Raw genomic sequence first — 15,485 nt, forward strand, 5'->3', positions numbered from 1 at the left:
GGCCTTGGCTAGAGTATAGCCAAGGCCTTTGATTATTGACAGGTTTAAGCTTAGTTGCTTAGTTCCAGCAACAACTTGTTTAAACGTTGCACATAAGCCGCAGGGTCTTGTAGCTGTGCACCTTCAGCAAGATTTGCCTGATCAAAAAGGATGTGCGCCAAATCACCAAATCGTGTTTCGTTGCCTTCCTGCTCCAATTTTTTAACCAATGGATGCTCAGGATTCAATTCAAAGATTGGTTTTGAATCTGGCAACTTCTGTCCAGCTTGCTCAAGAATACGACGCATTTGTGCGCCCATATCATGTTCAGCCACTACCACGCATGCAGGTGAATCTGTTAGACGATCAGTAATGCGCACTTCTGCAACTTCTTCAGTCAAAGCCGCTTTTACACGCTCTAACAGAGGTTTTAATTGCTCAGCGACTTTTTCTTTAGCTTGCTTCTCTTCTTCAGTATCAAGCTTACCTAAATCCAACTCACCCTTACCTACGTCTTGCAAAGACTTGCCGTCAAACTCAGACAAATGGCTCATTAACCACTCATCTACACGATCGGTTAACAACAATACTTCAATGCCTTTTTTACGGAACACTTCCAAGTGAGGGCTGTTTTTTGCAGTGTTGAAATTTTCAGCCGCAATGTAGTAAATCTTTTCCTGCCCTTCTTTCATTCGCGCAACATAGTCTTCCAGTGATTGGCTTTGTTCAGCGTCACCAGTATGAGTCGTTGCGAAGCGTAATAGCTTGGCAATTTTTTCACGATTAGCAAAATCTTCTGCTGGGCCTTCTTTCAACACCTGACCAAATTCTTTCCAAAATTTGGTGTAATTTTCTGGTTCACCACTGGCCATTTTCGACAACATATCCAACACTCGCTTGGTCAAAGCACCACGCATAGTGTCGATATTGGGATCTTTCTGCAAAATTTCACGCGATACGTTCAACGACAAATCGTTTGAATCCACCACGCCTTTAATAAAGCGCAAATAGAGCGGCAGGAATTGTTCAGCATCGTCCATAATGAAAGTGCGTTGTACATATAACTTCACACCACGGGATGCATCGCGGTTGTACAAATCGAATGGAGCGCGAGCAGGAACATAAAGCAAACTGGTGTAATCCAAATTACCTTCAACGCGGTTATGGCTCCAGGTTAATGGTTCAGCATAGTCATGACTTACGTGCTTATAGAATTCTTTGTACTCTTCGTCTGTTACATCACTGCGTGAGCGAGTCCAGAGTGCTGTTGCAGTATTGATAACTTCATCTTCAGAAGCTTCAGTTGCATCGCCATCAACAGCGACAGGTTTTTGCATCACAACAGGAATGGCAATATGATCTGAATATTTTTTGATGATGGTGCGCAAACGCCAATTATCGGCAAACTCCAAAGCATCTTCTTTCAGATGCAATTCAACAGTCATACCACGTTGCGTTTTTTCAACTGTTTCTACACTGAATTCCGCATCACCTGAACATTCCCAACGCACAGCTTCGTTAACCGGGGCACCCGCGCGACGAGTAGTTACAACGACTTTATCGGCAACAATAAAGGCAGAATAAAAACCTACACCAAATTGACCAATCAGTTGGGCATCTTTCTTCTGATCGCCACTCAACTTTTGCATAAAGTTAGCAGTACCTGACTTGGCAATGGTGCCCAGGTTTTCAATCACTTCATCGCGAGACATACCAATGCCGTTATCGCTGATAGTGATTGTCTTGGCATCTTTATCAAAACTCACACGGATTTTTAACTCGGTATCACCTTCGTACAAATCACCGTTAGACACAGCCTCAAAACGCAATTTATCTGCTGCATCCGACGCATTTGATACCAACTCCCGCAAAAATATTTCGCGGTTGGAATACAGCGAGTGAATCATCAAATGCAATAATTGTTTGGCTTCTGTTTGAAAGCCGCGCGTTTCTTTACGAGCATCTACAGTCATGGTGGAACCCCTAATAAAATGCAAAATAACGATAAACGGCCTTTGGCTAGCCAGCCAAAAACCTATGAACACAAAATGGGGCGAAACGAAGCGAAATCAAGGGGAACGGCATAAAAATATGCGTTTAGCTCAAACTTTAGCCATGGCAATAACAAAAAAGCCCGCAATAAGCGGGCTTTTGAAAAACTGTCACGTTAAATAGTGGTAGGACTAAGCAGACTCGAACTGCTGACCCCCACCATGTCAAGGTGGTGCTCTAACCAACTGAGCTATAGTCCTATACGTGCGGCGCGCACTTTACCAGTTGCATCTATGCCAATCAAGCAGGGATAATCAATTTCATAAGAATCACCCTGGATGAGGATATTGGGCCGCATGAGAATTGCCGTTACAGGCGCTAATGGTTTTGTTGGACAAGCCCTTTGCCCTTTCTTACAAAATCGCTTGCAAGCCGACCTTGTCAGCCTGACGCGCAACCCCTCCACATCTGCCAATAAACAGCTGGCGCTTTCTGCAACTGACGAAGAGTTAATTGCAGGCCTTGAGGGCGTGGATTGCCTGATTCATTTGGCGGCTCGTGCGCACACTCGCAATTCAACTCCTGATGATTTTGAGCGCGATAATCTTGCCTTGACCAATCGCGTTGCTGACTTATGTGTTGCAGCAAAAATTCCCCGTTTGATTTATCTCAGCAGTATAAAAGTGAACGGTAACTCCACCAACGGGCGGCCACCTTTTTCAGCAGATGAAACTCCGCAACCGGAAGATATTTACGGCCAATCCAAGCTTGCCAGCGAAATAGCGGTAAAAGAGCGCCTCATAAACTCGCAAACATATTGGGTAATTATTCGACCGCCGCTAGTGTATGGCGACAAGAATAAAGGCAACTTACATTCGCTTGAAACATTAATAGATAAACGCTTCCCGTTGCCCTTTGACAAGATCCACAACCAGCGTGATTTAGTATCTATCGAAAATTTATGCGAATTGATTGCGCTTTGTGCAACACACCCACAAGCTATCCATGAGATTTTTTTGGTCAGCGATGGAGTTGCGCGTAGCACAAAAGAAATTATTCAGTTACTTGCTGACCGTAAACATCAATCACCATATTTTTTTAATGTTCCAGATTGGGTTTTTACACTTATAAAAAAATTTTCACCTCAAGCAATCGAGCGATTAACAGGAAATTTGCAAGTGAACATCGCTAAAACCAAATCACTTTTGGGATGGAGCCCGCGCAACTAATGGGCTTAATTATCGCTTTATTTTTTATTCTATGCATTGCAGGGTATTTTATAACCAGGGCATTAATCTCATACGCTCATAAAAAGCAGTTGCTTGATGTAGCCAATCATCGCAGCTCCCATACACAAGCTACACCGCGAATCGGTGGTTTGAGCTTTGTTGTTCTCATAAGTTTGTTAGTTTTTACTTATGCATTGTTGAATAATAAAATAAGCACAAATATTTTACTTTTTATTCTTCTACCAATCGTATTGGTCGCTTTAACCGGCTTAGTGGATGACCTTAAAGGTCTTAGTCAAGCTGCGCGATTCATAATATATTTTTTCTGCTCGGTAGTTGCGCTGGGCAATTTACAATCGTTCTTTTCTCAAGCTTCCTGGCTCATTGTGCTCGAAGGCCTATTGTTGAGCTTAAGCCTATCCTGGCTGATCAACTTATTTAATTTTATGGACGGCATAGATGGAATTGCCGCCAGCGAAAGCATTTTTGTCCTTGCTGCCCTCGCCTTCTTTTCCTATCAGGGAGGTGAAATTAACCTGAGCTATTTCCTGCTCTTATGCACAGCACCTGTGATAGGTTTCCTCGCACTTAATTGGCAGCCTGCAAAAATTTTTATGGGCGATATTGGCAGCACTTTTTTAGGATGCTTAATTGGCTGCTTATGTCTCTATGCCATCAACACAAAGCTCATAAGTATTTGTTCAGTAATTATTTTACTGGGATGTTTCATCGTCGATGCCAGCTGGACTTTGGCTTATCGTATATTAAGCGGGCAAAAGTGGTATTTGGCGCATCGCAGTCACCATTATCAAATCCTGTCACGCAAACTTGGTTCTCATCAAAAGGTGAGCTTGCGTTATTCTTTGGTAAATCTGGTCTGGTTACTTCCATTAGCACTAACCGCGTTCCACTATAAGGAATACGCATTACTCATTACTACAATTTCCCTGTTACCTTTGATATGGCGGTGCTTTATAATCGGCGCAGGTAAATCCGAACAAAATTGAGTTGCCCACCGAACTCACAACAGGCCACGAGAAAAAGCCCTCATGAATAGCTTACTCGCCAAATTCCTGAATGCACCGCGCCCGATAAAACGCGCGATAAGTGTCGCTTACGATGTTGTAGCGATTTCGGTCGCCTTTTATTTGGCCTATGTGTTACGTCTCAGCCAATTGGAATTTCATTTTAGCTTACAGGAACTACTCTGCCTTGTAGCTACTATTGTAATTTCTATTGCGCTTTTTGTTCGCATGGGACTCTACCGCGCCATATTGCGCTACATTCCTCCACAAGCCATTGTGACAATATTAATTGGCATAGTCGCGTCCAGCTTCGCCATGATCGCTACCGGTTTCTATTTGCACGCGTTTTTACCGCGCTCTGTTCCTGTTATATATTCTTTTATCGCACTGTTTCTAATTGGTTTGCCGCGCCTAATGTTTCGTAGCCTTTTGCAATTTTTCACCCCAAAGGGTAATGCAAATGTCATTATTTACGGTGCAGGCGAATCTGGTCATTACCTGGCATCACAACTTAATAAAAGCGTGCAATATAAACCGGTTGCTTTTGTAGACGACAACGAAAAACTACATCAAAGTAATTTACGTGGCATTAAAGTTTATAGTCCCACTGAACTTCCTCATTTGGTTAAAAAATTTAACGCAAAGAAAATACTTCTCGCCTTGGATACTGCGAACCAACAGCAAACCATAAATATTGTCAGAGCCTTGGAAAAACTGCCGGTACAAATTCAGGCAATCCCGCCCTTAAACGATCTCATTAACGGCACAGCACATATTGAAGAATTCCGCTCAATTCAAATTGAAGAGTTGCTGGGGCGCGAACCTGTAGCACCGGCAGCTTCATTATTGGAAGTTAATATCACTAATAAAGTTGTTATGGTTACTGGTGCTGGCGGCTCCATTGGTTCCGAAATTTGTCGGCAGGTAATCGCCCTCAAGCCCGCAGCGATTGTTTTATTTGAGCGATGTGAATTTAATCTTTACCAAATTAACGATGAGCTTCTATCTTTAGGTGCTGACAACTCAATAAAAATCTATCCAATATTAGGGTCGATTAATAATGAAGCCCTGCTTGAAAATATAATGAAGTCCTTTCACGTAGAAACACTTTATCACGCAGCAGCTTATAAGCACGTGCCTTTGGTTGAATACAATATCCTGGAAGGCACCAACAACAATTTATTTGGCACTCTTAAAACAGCAAAGGCTGCTATAGCTGCGAAAGTAGAACACTTTGTATTGATATCTTCGGATAAAGCGGTGCGCCCCACTAATGTAATGGGTGCAACTAAACGTCTTGCAGAATTGGTATTGCAAGCACTTGCAACCCAAAATCATTCAACCATATTTAGCATGGTGCGCTTTGGCAATGTGCTCGACTCTTCCGGCAGCGTAGTACCAAAATTCCGCGAGCAAATTAAACGCGGCGGCCCTATCACGGTGACGCATCCTGAAATTACTCGCTACTTTATGACCATGAGTGAGGCGGCACAACTCGTTATCCAAGCTGGCGCTATGGCACAAGGCGGCGATGTATTTGTATTGGAAATGGGAGAACCGGTTAAGATTGTTAACCTCGCAACCGAAATGGCATTCTTATCGGGATATAGTATTAAGTCCGAAGCCAATCCCGACGGCGATATAGAAATTAAATTTACCGGATTAAGACCCGGAGAAAAGCTTTATGAAGAATTATTAGTGGGTGAAAACTGCGAAGGAACAGAACACGCACGAATTCTACGTGCCAATGAAAAATCAATCCCACTACCTGAACTGGAAACTTACTTAGGTGTTTTACAAAGTCATATTGAAAAATTTAACCATAACGCATTATTCAATGCGCTAAAACAACCCTTTGTTGAATTTAATGCTGCGGATAATACGGAAGATTTATTGCATTACGTTCGCACTAACAATGTCGTTCAACTTAAAACCAATAAGCATCACAAGTAATGGTAAACACTAAGCCAACTGAACCCAGCACTTTAAGTATTAGTTGCGTTGTTTACGATACTGATTACGATATTCTTGCGACTACAATTGAATCTTTAAATATCGCATTAGAAATTGCCAAGCAATACGGTAGCCTGAAAGATTACAAATTCTCCCTTATCAACAATCAATCTTTTATACCGGATTTTTTCAAGCACGCAGTTGAACTCGCAAAACTCAAATTAAAAGATGTCGAGATTATTAGTGGCCATGGAAATATTGGATACGGCAGAGCCAATAATTTAACCATTCATAAGACCGATTCCAACTTTCATTTAATTTTAAACCCTGATGTCAAATTAGATTCTTTAGCAATTCATGAAGGACTCAATTTTTTAAAGAATAACGAAGACGTGGGTTTAGTCGCGCCTAACGCATTAAATGAAAATGGTGTGCCAGAGTACCTTTGCAAACGTATGCCTAGCCCCTTAGTTATCTTCCTTCGCGGGATAAATAATAAGCTGCTGAACCGAATTTTTAAGCGAAGCCTGGATTGGTATACTTATAAAGATAAGCTACCTGCGGACAAACCTTTGTCTATAGAGCTTGCCAGCGGTTGTTTTATGCTATGCAGAACTGAAACATTGAAAAAAATAGGTGGATTTTCACCTGAATATTTTCTCTATTTTGAAGACTTCGATTTATCGAGAAGAATTGCGAAGAAAGTTTTTCTGCCATCCATGCAGATCACTCACCTTGGGGGAAAAGCAGCAACAAAGGGTTGGAAACATATTAAATTGTTTCTCAGGTCTTATTTTATTTTTTTAAAAGGATAGCTGATTAGTTTCAGGCAAGGTCGATAAAACTGAGTTTACCGTCAAACAACCGCCTAAAATTAATTTGCCTGGATACTTTCATTAACCCGATCACGCATTTCTTTACCGGGTTTAAAATGAGGGACGTATTTACCCTCAAGAGTCACCGACTCTCCGGTCTTGGGATTGCGTCCAGTACGCGGAGCACGATAATGCAAGGAGAAGCTCCCGAATCCGCGTATTTCGATACGCTCACCTGTCGCCAGAATATCTGACATATAATCGAGCAGAAGCTTAACCGCAAGCTCCACATCTTTTACAGGCAATTGGTTTTGTTTTTCGGAAATGTATTCAATAAGTTCAGATTTTGTCATGACCTACACTCATACTCTGGGCTAGATAGTGGCAAGCAAAATTTGCTGCAATCCTTTTCCAATTAAATTGAAAAACAGTAGAACTCAAGATGCAGTGTTTAAAACGCTATAAACTCTTTATTCAATAAACTTCACGTTCAAACTTAATAAGTACAGAGTTTACACGGGTTTAAAAACTGAGCAGTGAAAACAACAACGGCTAGAACAAGTCTAGCCGTTGTTTGCAAAATTACTCTTTATTTTGCATTTGCGCTTTGATCAAGTCGCCCAAGGTTGTAGCTGGAGCTGCTTGTTCAGTTTGTTTGGTGCTGTGCTCTTTCAATGCTGATTTTTCTTCTTCAACATCTTTAGACTTCACAGACAAGCTGATACCACGATTTTTGCGGTCTACTGCAATGATCTTGGCTTCAACTTCGTCGCCCACTTTCAACAAGTTGCGTGCATCTTCAACCTTCTCACGGCTCAATTCAGAAGCCTTCAATACTGCTTCTACATCTGGAGCCAAAGTGATAGTTGCAGCTTTAGCTTCTACTTCCTTAACGATACCTTTAACAACAGCACCTTTGTCATTTACAGAAACATATTCTGAGAATGGATCAGCTTCAAGCTGTTTGATACCTAAAGAAATACGCTCACGCTCTGGGTCGATTGCCAATACAACGGTTTCCAACTCATCGCCTTTCTTGTACTTACGAACGGCTTCTTCACCAGCTTCGTGCCAAGAGATATCAGACAAGTGAACCAAACCGTCAATACCACCGTCCAGACCAATGAAGATACCGAAGTCAGTGATTGATTTGATTTTACCGCTGATCTTGTCGCCTTTAGCGCAAGTGCGAGCAAATGCATCCCATGGATTTTCCTGGCATTGTTTCAAGCCGAGAGAGATACGACGACGCTCTTCGTCAATATCCAATACCATAACTTCAATTTCGTCGCCCAACTGAACAACTTTTGAAGGATGAATATTTTTGTTGGTCCAATCCATTTCAGAAACGTGGATCAAGCCTTCTACGCCCTCTTCCAACTCAGCGAAACAGCCGTAGTCAGTCAAGTTGGTGACCTTCGCTTTAACACGAGCACCTTCTGGGTAACGCTTGGTGATTTGAATCCATGGATCTTCACCGAGTTGTTTCAAGCCCAAAGATACACGGTTACGATCGCGATCAAACTTCAATACTTTAACGTCGATCTCTTGACCAACTTCTACGATCTCACCTGGGTGCTTGATACGCTTCCAAGCCATGTCGGTGATGTGCAACAAGCCATCTACACCGCCCAAATCAACGAATGCGCCGTAGTCGGTAAGGTTTTTAACGATACCTTTAACAGCTTGACCTTCTTGCAAGGTAGCCAACAATTCATCACGCTCAGCAGAGTTGGTTTGTTCCAACACAGCACGACGAGAAACAACGACGTTGTTACGCTTTTGGTCCAACTTGATAACTTTAAACTCAAGCTCTTTACCTTCCAGGTGAGCGGTATCGCGCACTGGACGAACGTCTACCAAAGAACCTGGCAAGAACGCACGGATGCTAGCAACGTCAACGGTGAAACCACCTTTAACTTTACCGTTGATAACACCTTTAATAACTTCTTCTGCAACGTGTGCAGCTTCAAGCACTTTCCAGGCTTCTGAACGCTTGGCTTTTTCACGAGACAGTTTGGTTTCACCGAAACCGTCTTCTACGCTTTCCAGCGCTACTTGTACTTCGTCACCGATTTGGAGATTCAACTCACCCAATTCGTTACGGAATTGTTCTGCAGGGATTACACCCTCTGATTTCAGGCCGGCGTGAACAGTCACCCAGTCCTTGTCGATATCGATAACTACACCAGTTACGATGGTGCCCGGCACCATATCAACGGTCTTTAAACTCTCTTCAAATAACTCAGCAAAACTTTCAGTCATACTCATGGTGATACCTTCTAAGGGACATAGACTAGCTATGCCATCCCGCGAGCCAGTAAGCGGGTCAAATTAATAGGAGCGAAGGCTTCCTCTGGCAGGATGCTAGCCCTCTACCACTCAAAAATCAGATAGACTTTTCAGCAGGTGCGGCAGGCTAACAGAATCAGCCTTATAGATCAAGAAGTTAGCAGAGGTTTAGGCGGGATTTTTGATATGTAGCGGGCGCAAGCTTTATGCTTAGCGCCCGCTCTAACTAGCTACTGGTATTGCGTAACACTTTTACCACGGCCCACTGCGTAATAATCAAAACCATATTCCAACATACGCTCAGGCTCATATAAATTACGGCCATCAAACACCACAGGATTTAACAGGGTGCTTTTGATGAGCTCGAAATTAGGTGCGCGGAAGGTCTTCCATTCAGTGCAAATAATCAAAGCGTCTGCTTTTTCAAGGGCAGCCTCTTTGGTGCCTACCAATTTCAAATCTTCCCGCAACCCGTAAATATGCTGCGTTTCATCCATAGCAACAGGGTCGTAAGCCTGAACCTTTGCACCTGCCGCCCATAGAGCCTCGATCAAAACACGACTTGGCGCTTCCCGCATATCGTCAGTGTTGGGTTTGAATGCCAAACCCCATAAGGCGAAAGTTTTGCCTTTGAGATTGCCGCCAAAATGCTTGGTAACATAAGTATACAACTTACTCTTTTGGATGTGATTGACGCGATCGACCGCTTCCATAAGGCTCGCTTGGTAATCAACATTTTTAGCGATATTGATTATCGCTTTCACGTCTTTCGGGAAACACGAGCCACCATAACCACAACCAGGATAGATGAATTGGTAACCAATCCTCGGGTCCGCCCCTATACCATTGCGGACTTGCTCGATATCCGCACCCAATTTTTCCGCGAGATTTGCCATTTCATTAATGAAGCTAATTTTGGTCGCCAGCATGGCGTTTGCGGCATATTTGGTTAACTCAGCCGAACGCACATCCATAAAAATCATACGATCATGGCTACGATTGAATGGAGCATAGAGTTCACGCAACAGCTTTTCCGCGCGCTCACTATTTGTACCCACTACAATGCGATCAGGCTTCATAAAGTCATTGATTGCCGCACCTTCTTTTAAAAACTCAGGATTGGAAACCACATCAAAAGGGACATCAACACCACGCGCGTTGAGTTCCCCAAGCAATGCTTCAGATACTTTTTCTGCAGTGCCAATAGGTACGGTAGACTTATTCACAACGGCTTTGTAACCATTCATGCGCTGACCAATGGTTTTGGCCACCGCGACAACATATTGCAAATCTGCGGAACCATCCTCGCCTGAAGGTGTACCTACGGCTATAAATTGCAGCTCACCGTGATCAACTGCCTCGTCCATATTGGTCGTAAAATTCAGCAATCCATTTTGTACAGCTTGTTTAACAATAGGCTCAAGACCTGGTTCAAAAATAGGAATAATCCCATTTTTCAAATTATCGACCTTTTTCTGGTCGACATCGACACAAAGAACATCATGCCCCACGTCCGCCAAACAAGTTCCTGTTACCAGACCAACATAACCAGTACCAAATACTGTTACTTTCATTTGCTCACTCCCTATATCAACATAAAATCATGCGATAGTTGGCACCAATTATTAGGAGCGACCATAACTATCCTCGTAACGAATCACGTCATCATCTTCAAGATAAGGACCTGATTGAACCTCGACAATTTCTAACGGTATCTTCCCAGGATTACTGAGCCTGTGTTTTGTCCCCACAGGAATGTAAGTGGATTCATTTTCGGACAAAAGCATAACTTCATCATTTTTCTGCACCAGCGCCGTACCCTTCACTACAATCCAGTGCTCAGCACGATGATGATGCACTTGCAAAGACAAGCTTGCGCCAGGTTTTACACGAATTCGATTTACTTGATAGCGATCACCATCATCAATTGCGTCGTAGCAACCCCAAGGGCGAAAAATTTCGCGATGTTGCAGATGCTCTTTGCGCGCCTGATTTTCAATTTGCGAAATAATCGCTTTCACCTCTTGAGCTTTAGACTTGTCAGCAACAAGAACGGCGTCCGGCGTATTGATGATCATCAAATTATTCACGCCTAATGTCGCCACTAATTTATGCTGCGAAAAAACCAAAGTGTTAGTTGAGCCAACATCAATACTATCGCCAATAAAACTATTGCCCGTTAAGTCTTTTTGCGACACATCCCAAAATGACTTCCAATCGCCTACATCGCTCCAACCTGCATTTAGAGGAACGCAAACAACGTTGCTGCTTTTTTCCATCAACGCGTAGTCAACAGAAATATTAGGTGCTTTTGCAAACGACTCTTTATCAACGCGAATAAAATCCAAATCGCGAACAGCATTGCCTCTCGCTTGTTCTGCTGTTGCAACAACATCTGGACTATGCTTTTGCAATTCATTAAGAAACACATCTGTTTTAAAAACAAACATGCCGCTGTTCCAATAATAACAACCAGCATCCAAATAACTTTGTGCTGTTTCTAAATTTGGTTTTTCAACAAACTGCTCAACTTTGAATTCTTTTTCTGAATCTCCAGAGCTTTTGTCGGTTTTTATGTAACCGTACCCTGTTTCAGGATGCGTTGGATGCACACCGAAAGTGACCAAATGATTTTTTGATGCGGCATCAGCAGCAACCTTAACGACCCGGCGAAACTCTTCCACATCGCGAATCATGTGATCAGCAGACAACACCAATAAGGTTGATTCTGGTTGCGTTTCTTTAGCATGCAACGCGGCGAGCGCAAGCGCAGGCGCTGTATTACGCGCAAGCGGCTCAAGAATAATGGCACTGTCCGATAAACCAATTTCATTTAATTGTTCTGCCACCATAAAACGGTGCTCAACATTGCACACTACTATAGGCGAACCTAAATCGGGCAACCCAGTTAAGCGCAAAATAGTTTGCTGCAACATGGTTTTGTCGCCAAACAATTTCAACAATTGCTTTGGATAATGTTGGCGAGACAGGGGCCACAAGCGAGAGCCAGAACCACCGGCCAAAACGACGGGAACAATCATAATCTTCTCCGGGATTTAACTTGCTGCGCGAAAATTCCTTTCCGCGCAGAAGACGTCAACGCACAACTATTTTGCAAATTGATCTTTCAGGAAAGCTTCAAAATCTGCACCGACACTTGAGTGACGAATACCATAAATTACATTTGCCTGCAGGTAACCTAACTTGGTACCGCAGTCATGGCTACGACCAATTAACTGATAAGCCTCTATAGTTTCCAAACCAAGAAGCGCATCCAAAGCATCCGTTAATTGGATTTCGCCACCAGCACCTGGCTGGGTAGTCGCTAATAACTCCCACACTTTTTTAGACAAAGCGTAACGACCAACGATGGCCATGTTTGAAGGAGCCTCATCAACAGGTGGTTTCTCAACCATTGCCTTGATGGGTGCTGTTTTACCTTCTGGAATATCGACACCTGAGCAATCAACTACACCGTATTTGTCTACTTGATCATGTGGTACTTCTTCCACAAGAATTTGGCTGTGACCAGTTTCCTGAAAGCGTTTTACCATACCTGCCAAGTTATCTTGCTTGAGATTACACTCGACGTTATCAACCAATACATCCGGTAAAAGCACAACAAAAGGTTCATCGCCCACAACTGGTTTTGCAGCAAGAATGGCGTGCCCCAAACCTTTTGCTTCAGCTTGGCGAACTGAAATTACCGTTAAACCTCTTGGCGTGATTGAACGCACTTCTTCCAACAAAGAACGCTTCAAGCGTGATTCCAATTGTGCTTCCAACTCAAAGCTGGTATCGAAATGGTTTTCGATAGCATTTTTACTGGCGTGTGTTACCAAAACAATTTCCTTAATGCCCGCAGCAGCAGCTTCTTCGATTACATATTGAATTAACGGCTTATCAACTACTGGCAGCATTTCTTTAGGAATCGCTTTGGTAGCAGGCAACATACGTGTACCCAAACCAGCAACAGGAATAACAGCTTTTTTAATTTGCATTTTTGTTTCCTAGAATAAAAACAAGGTTTTAATAATTACATAACTAACAACGAAATAATTATGCAGAGGTTGAGTTACTTCAATAAGGCTAAAATCTCTTCAGTTTTTTCTTTAACCAATTTTTTGTCGCCACGGCTTTCTACATTTAAACGTACAACCGGTTCAGTATTTGACATACGCAAGTTAAAACGCCACTGCTCGAACTCAAGGCTAATGCCATCGGTTTTGTCGATAACTAAGGCTTGGGGACTGTATATGTTAAATACATTTTCAATCGCCGCTTTTGCATCGACAACATGACGATTAATTTCACCTGGTGATGGAAATTTCGCAATGCGATCTTCTAGCATTGAGGATAGGGCTTGCTTTTTACGGCACAACAATTCAGCGACCAACAACCATGGGATCATGCCGCTATCACAATAAGCAAAATCACGGAAGTAATGGTGCGCACTCATTTCGCCACCATAAATCGCATCTTCCAAACGCATACGCTCTTTAATAAACGCGTGGCCTGTTTTGGATTGAATAGCATTACCCTTGCTTTGTTTAACTATATCCTGGGTATTCCAGGTCAAGCGAGGGTCGTGGATAATGTTTGAGCCCGGACTCTTAAGTAAAAAAGATTCAGCCAAAAGCCCAACAATGTAATAACCTTCGGTGAATTGCCCCTGCTCGTCAAACAAAAAACAACGGTCGAAATCACCATCCCATGCAATGCCCATATCTGCACCCTGAGCCAATACAGCCTCACTGGTAACGGGTTGGTTTTCATGCAATAGCGGGTTGGGAATTCCATTTGGAAATGTGCCGTCTGGCTCGTGATGGATTTTAATAAATTCAAATGGTAAATATTTTTCGATAGCGTCAATGACATGACCAGCTGCACCATTACCTGCATTAACAACTAATTTAAGCGGCGTTAATTGATTTACATCTATGTAGGTCAATAAATGTTGGATATAAGCATCAAGCGTACTTTGTTCACGATAAGAACCGCGCTTTGAAAAATCTACGGCAGGAAAATTATTTTCTTCTGCCAAACGTTTGATTTCATTTAAACCCGTGTCGCCACTAATAGGTTGTGAGCCTGCACGAACCATTTTCAGGCCGTTGTAATCAATTGGATTATGACTGGCAGTAACCACACAACCGCCGTCAGTTTTTAAATAGGTTGTAGCAAAATAAATTTCTTCTGTGCCACACATGCCTATGTCAATAACATCGACACCTTCGTCGCGCAAACCATTTGCAAATGCAGTTTTTAATTCGTTACTTGTCAAACGAACATCGCCACCAACAACAACCGATTTAGGTTTTAAAAAAATGGCGTAGGCGCGACCAATACGATAAACAATATCCCCATTAAGCTCATCACCTAATTTTCCTCGGATATCATAGGCTTTAAAACACGTTAAATTCATTTAAATCGTCCTAAATTAAACATCATATGTAGTGTGAGCACACAGTTATCCAGCTTTTTATTTATATACTATTTGGATGACAATACTGCGTGCGTTATTTAACGTACATAAGCCAAAATTGCATTTAATACCTGTTCAATAGTCAATGAAGTACTATCCAATATCACTGCATCGTCTGCGGGTTTTAATGGCGATGTAGCGCGCTGAGTATCGCGATCATCACGAGCTTTAATATCCTTAACAAGCTCTTCCATATTTACTGCAACACCTTTTTGTTGCAATTGTTTGAATCGACGCTCTGCCCTCGCCTCTGCGCTAGCCGTCAAAAATACTTTTACCTGCGCCTGGGGAAATACTGTTGTGCCCATGTCACGCCCATCTGCAACCAAACCCGGTGCCTGAGCAAAATCTTTCTGTCGCTGCAATAACGCAGCCCTAACTTTTGGATAGGCTGCTACTACTGAAGCATTCATACTCACTGCTTCCTGACGAATTGCATCAGTTACATTTTCGCCAGCCAAAAAGATTTTTGTCGTGTCGCCTGTAACATCAAATTTTACATCAAGCTTGCTAGCCACATCCGCGACTGCTTGCTCATCTTGTAAATTCACATTCAATTTATATGCCGACAAGGCAACAAGGCGATATAAGGCGCCACTATCCAACAAATGATAGCCCAACCGCTTTGCAACTAATTGACTAAGCGTGCCTTTACCCGCACCGCTCGGCCCGTCGATGGTAATAACGACAACGGATTCTGTATTCAAGAAAAAAA

The 15,485-nt window shown here is 42.7% G+C and carries 12 protein-coding genes and 1 tRNA gene; 4 read left to right on the forward strand and 9 right to left on the reverse strand.

The genetic code is table 11. The features are described 5' to 3' along the window. Positions 1 to 50: 50 nt before the first annotated feature. Both htpG and IE104_RS08710 read right to left on the reverse strand, forming a co-directional pair. Positions 51 to 1,952, reverse strand: coding sequence for a molecular chaperone HtpG (gene htpG, locus IE104_RS08705; RefSeq protein ID WP_189417562.1), 1,902 nt, complete (start codon positions 1,950 to 1,952; stop codon positions 51 to 53). Between the two features lie 202 nt (positions 1,953 to 2,154). Beyond that, positions 2,155 to 2,231: transfer RNA gene (locus IE104_RS08710), tRNA-Val, on the reverse strand. A gap of 96 nt (positions 2,232 to 2,327) precedes the next feature. Here IE104_RS08710 and IE104_RS08715 point away from each other — a divergent pair. The 4 genes from IE104_RS08715 to IE104_RS08730 are packed head-to-tail and all read left to right on the forward strand — an operon-like array spanning position 2,328 to position 6,993. Continuing rightward, complete coding sequence (locus tag IE104_RS08715) at positions 2,328 to 3,200, forward strand: NAD-dependent epimerase/dehydratase family protein (protein WP_189417563.1); 873 nt, start codon at positions 2,328 to 2,330, stop codon at positions 3,198 to 3,200. Then, complete coding sequence (locus IE104_RS08720) at positions 3,200 to 4,207, forward strand: MraY family glycosyltransferase (protein ID WP_189417565.1); 1,008 nt, start codon at positions 3,200 to 3,202, stop codon at positions 4,205 to 4,207. Before IE104_RS08715 ends, IE104_RS08720 begins: the two co-directional genes overlap by 1 nt. A gap of 42 nt (positions 4,208 to 4,249) precedes the next feature. Beyond that, a complete protein-coding gene (locus IE104_RS08725) occupies positions 4,250 to 6,178 on the forward strand; it encodes a nucleoside-diphosphate sugar epimerase/dehydratase (RefSeq protein WP_189417567.1) in 1,929 nt (642 codons plus the stop codon). After that, entirely contained in the window at positions 6,178 to 6,993 is an 816-nt protein-coding gene (locus IE104_RS08730; RefSeq protein WP_189417569.1) for a glycosyltransferase family protein, read from the forward strand. The genes IE104_RS08725 and IE104_RS08730 overlap by 1 nt, the downstream gene beginning before the upstream one ends. 59 nt (positions 6,994 to 7,052) lie before the next feature. On the opposite strand, the gene ihfB is transcribed toward IE104_RS08730, so the two are convergent. From ihfB to cmk, 7 genes are all read right to left on the reverse strand, one after another. Next, positions 7,053 to 7,346: an integration host factor subunit beta gene (gene ihfB / locus IE104_RS08735; RefSeq protein WP_189417570.1), complete on the reverse strand. Its 294-nt coding sequence runs from the start codon at positions 7,344 to 7,346 to the stop codon at positions 7,053 to 7,055. 229 nt (positions 7,347 to 7,575) lie between these two features. Further along, on the reverse strand, positions 7,576 to 9,258 hold the full coding sequence (gene rpsA / locus IE104_RS08740) for a 30S ribosomal protein S1 (RefSeq protein ID WP_189418390.1): 1,683 nt from the start codon (positions 9,256 to 9,258) through the stop codon (positions 7,576 to 7,578). A 257-nt stretch (positions 9,259 to 9,515) separates the two neighbouring features. Next, a complete protein-coding gene (locus IE104_RS08745; protein ID WP_189417572.1) occupies positions 9,516 to 10,859 on the reverse strand; it encodes a UDP-glucose dehydrogenase family protein in 1,344 nt (447 codons plus the stop codon). Between the two features lie 51 nt (positions 10,860 to 10,910). Beyond that, entirely contained in the window at positions 10,911 to 12,326 is a 1,416-nt protein-coding gene (locus tag IE104_RS08750; RefSeq protein ID WP_189417573.1) for a mannose-1-phosphate guanylyltransferase/mannose-6-phosphate isomerase, read from the reverse strand. A 66-nt stretch (positions 12,327 to 12,392) separates the two neighbouring features. Continuing rightward, positions 12,393 to 13,286 carry a UTP--glucose-1-phosphate uridylyltransferase GalU gene (gene galU, locus IE104_RS08755; protein ID WP_189417575.1) on the reverse strand — a complete coding sequence of 298 codons (894 nt, stop codon included), beginning with the start codon at positions 13,284 to 13,286 and terminating at the stop codon, positions 12,393 to 12,395. A 74-nt stretch (positions 13,287 to 13,360) separates the two neighbouring features. Continuing rightward, positions 13,361 to 14,710, reverse strand: coding sequence for a phosphohexomutase domain-containing protein (locus IE104_RS08760; protein ID WP_189417577.1), 1,350 nt, complete (start codon positions 14,708 to 14,710; stop codon positions 13,361 to 13,363). Between the two features lie 98 nt (positions 14,711 to 14,808). Beyond that, positions 14,809 to 15,477 carry a (d)CMP kinase gene (cmk, locus tag IE104_RS08765; RefSeq protein WP_229837746.1) on the reverse strand — a complete coding sequence of 223 codons (669 nt, stop codon included), beginning with the start codon at positions 15,475 to 15,477 and terminating at the stop codon, positions 14,809 to 14,811. Positions 15,478 to 15,485: the final 8 nt, after the last annotated feature.

Source organism: Cellvibrio zantedeschiae (assembly GCF_014652535.1).
GTDB lineage: Bacteria > Pseudomonadota > Gammaproteobacteria > Pseudomonadales > Cellvibrionaceae > Cellvibrio > Cellvibrio zantedeschiae.

What these genes read in the sequence shown, in the direction of transcription:
- rpsA (WP_189418390.1), bottom strand. Translation starts at nt 9,258, where the DNA reads ATGACTGAAAGTTTTGCTGAGTTATTTGAAGAGAGTTTAAAGACCGTT.
- IE104_RS08720 (WP_189417565.1), top strand. Translation starts at nt 3,200, where the DNA reads ATGGGCTTAATTATCGCTTTATTTTTTATTCTATGCATTGCAGGGTAT.
- htpG (WP_189417562.1), bottom strand. Translation starts at nt 1,952, where the DNA reads ATGACTGTAGATGCTCGTAAAGAAACGCGCGGCTTTCAAACAGAAGCC.
- IE104_RS08745 (WP_189417572.1), bottom strand. Translation starts at nt 10,859, where the DNA reads ATGAAAGTAACAGTATTTGGTACTGGTTATGTTGGTCTGGTAACAGGA.
- IE104_RS08750 (WP_189417573.1), bottom strand. Translation starts at nt 12,326, where the DNA reads ATGATTGTTCCCGTCGTTTTGGCCGGTGGTTCTGGCTCTCGCTTGTGG.
- IE104_RS08760 (WP_189417577.1), bottom strand. Translation starts at nt 14,710, where the DNA reads ATGAATTTAACGTGTTTTAAAGCCTATGATATCCGAGGAAAATTAGGT.
- IE104_RS08730 (WP_189417569.1), top strand. Translation starts at nt 6,178, where the DNA reads ATGGTAAACACTAAGCCAACTGAACCCAGCACTTTAAGTATTAGTTGC.
- IE104_RS08725 (WP_189417567.1), top strand. Translation starts at nt 4,250, where the DNA reads ATGAATAGCTTACTCGCCAAATTCCTGAATGCACCGCGCCCGATAAAA.
- IE104_RS08715 (WP_189417563.1), top strand. Translation starts at nt 2,328, where the DNA reads ATGAGAATTGCCGTTACAGGCGCTAATGGTTTTGTTGGACAAGCCCTT.
- galU (WP_189417575.1), bottom strand. Translation starts at nt 13,286, where the DNA reads ATGCAAATTAAAAAAGCTGTTATTCCTGTTGCTGGTTTGGGTACACGT.
- ihfB (WP_189417570.1), bottom strand. Translation starts at nt 7,346, where the DNA reads ATGACAAAATCTGAACTTATTGAATACATTTCCGAAAAACAAAACCAA.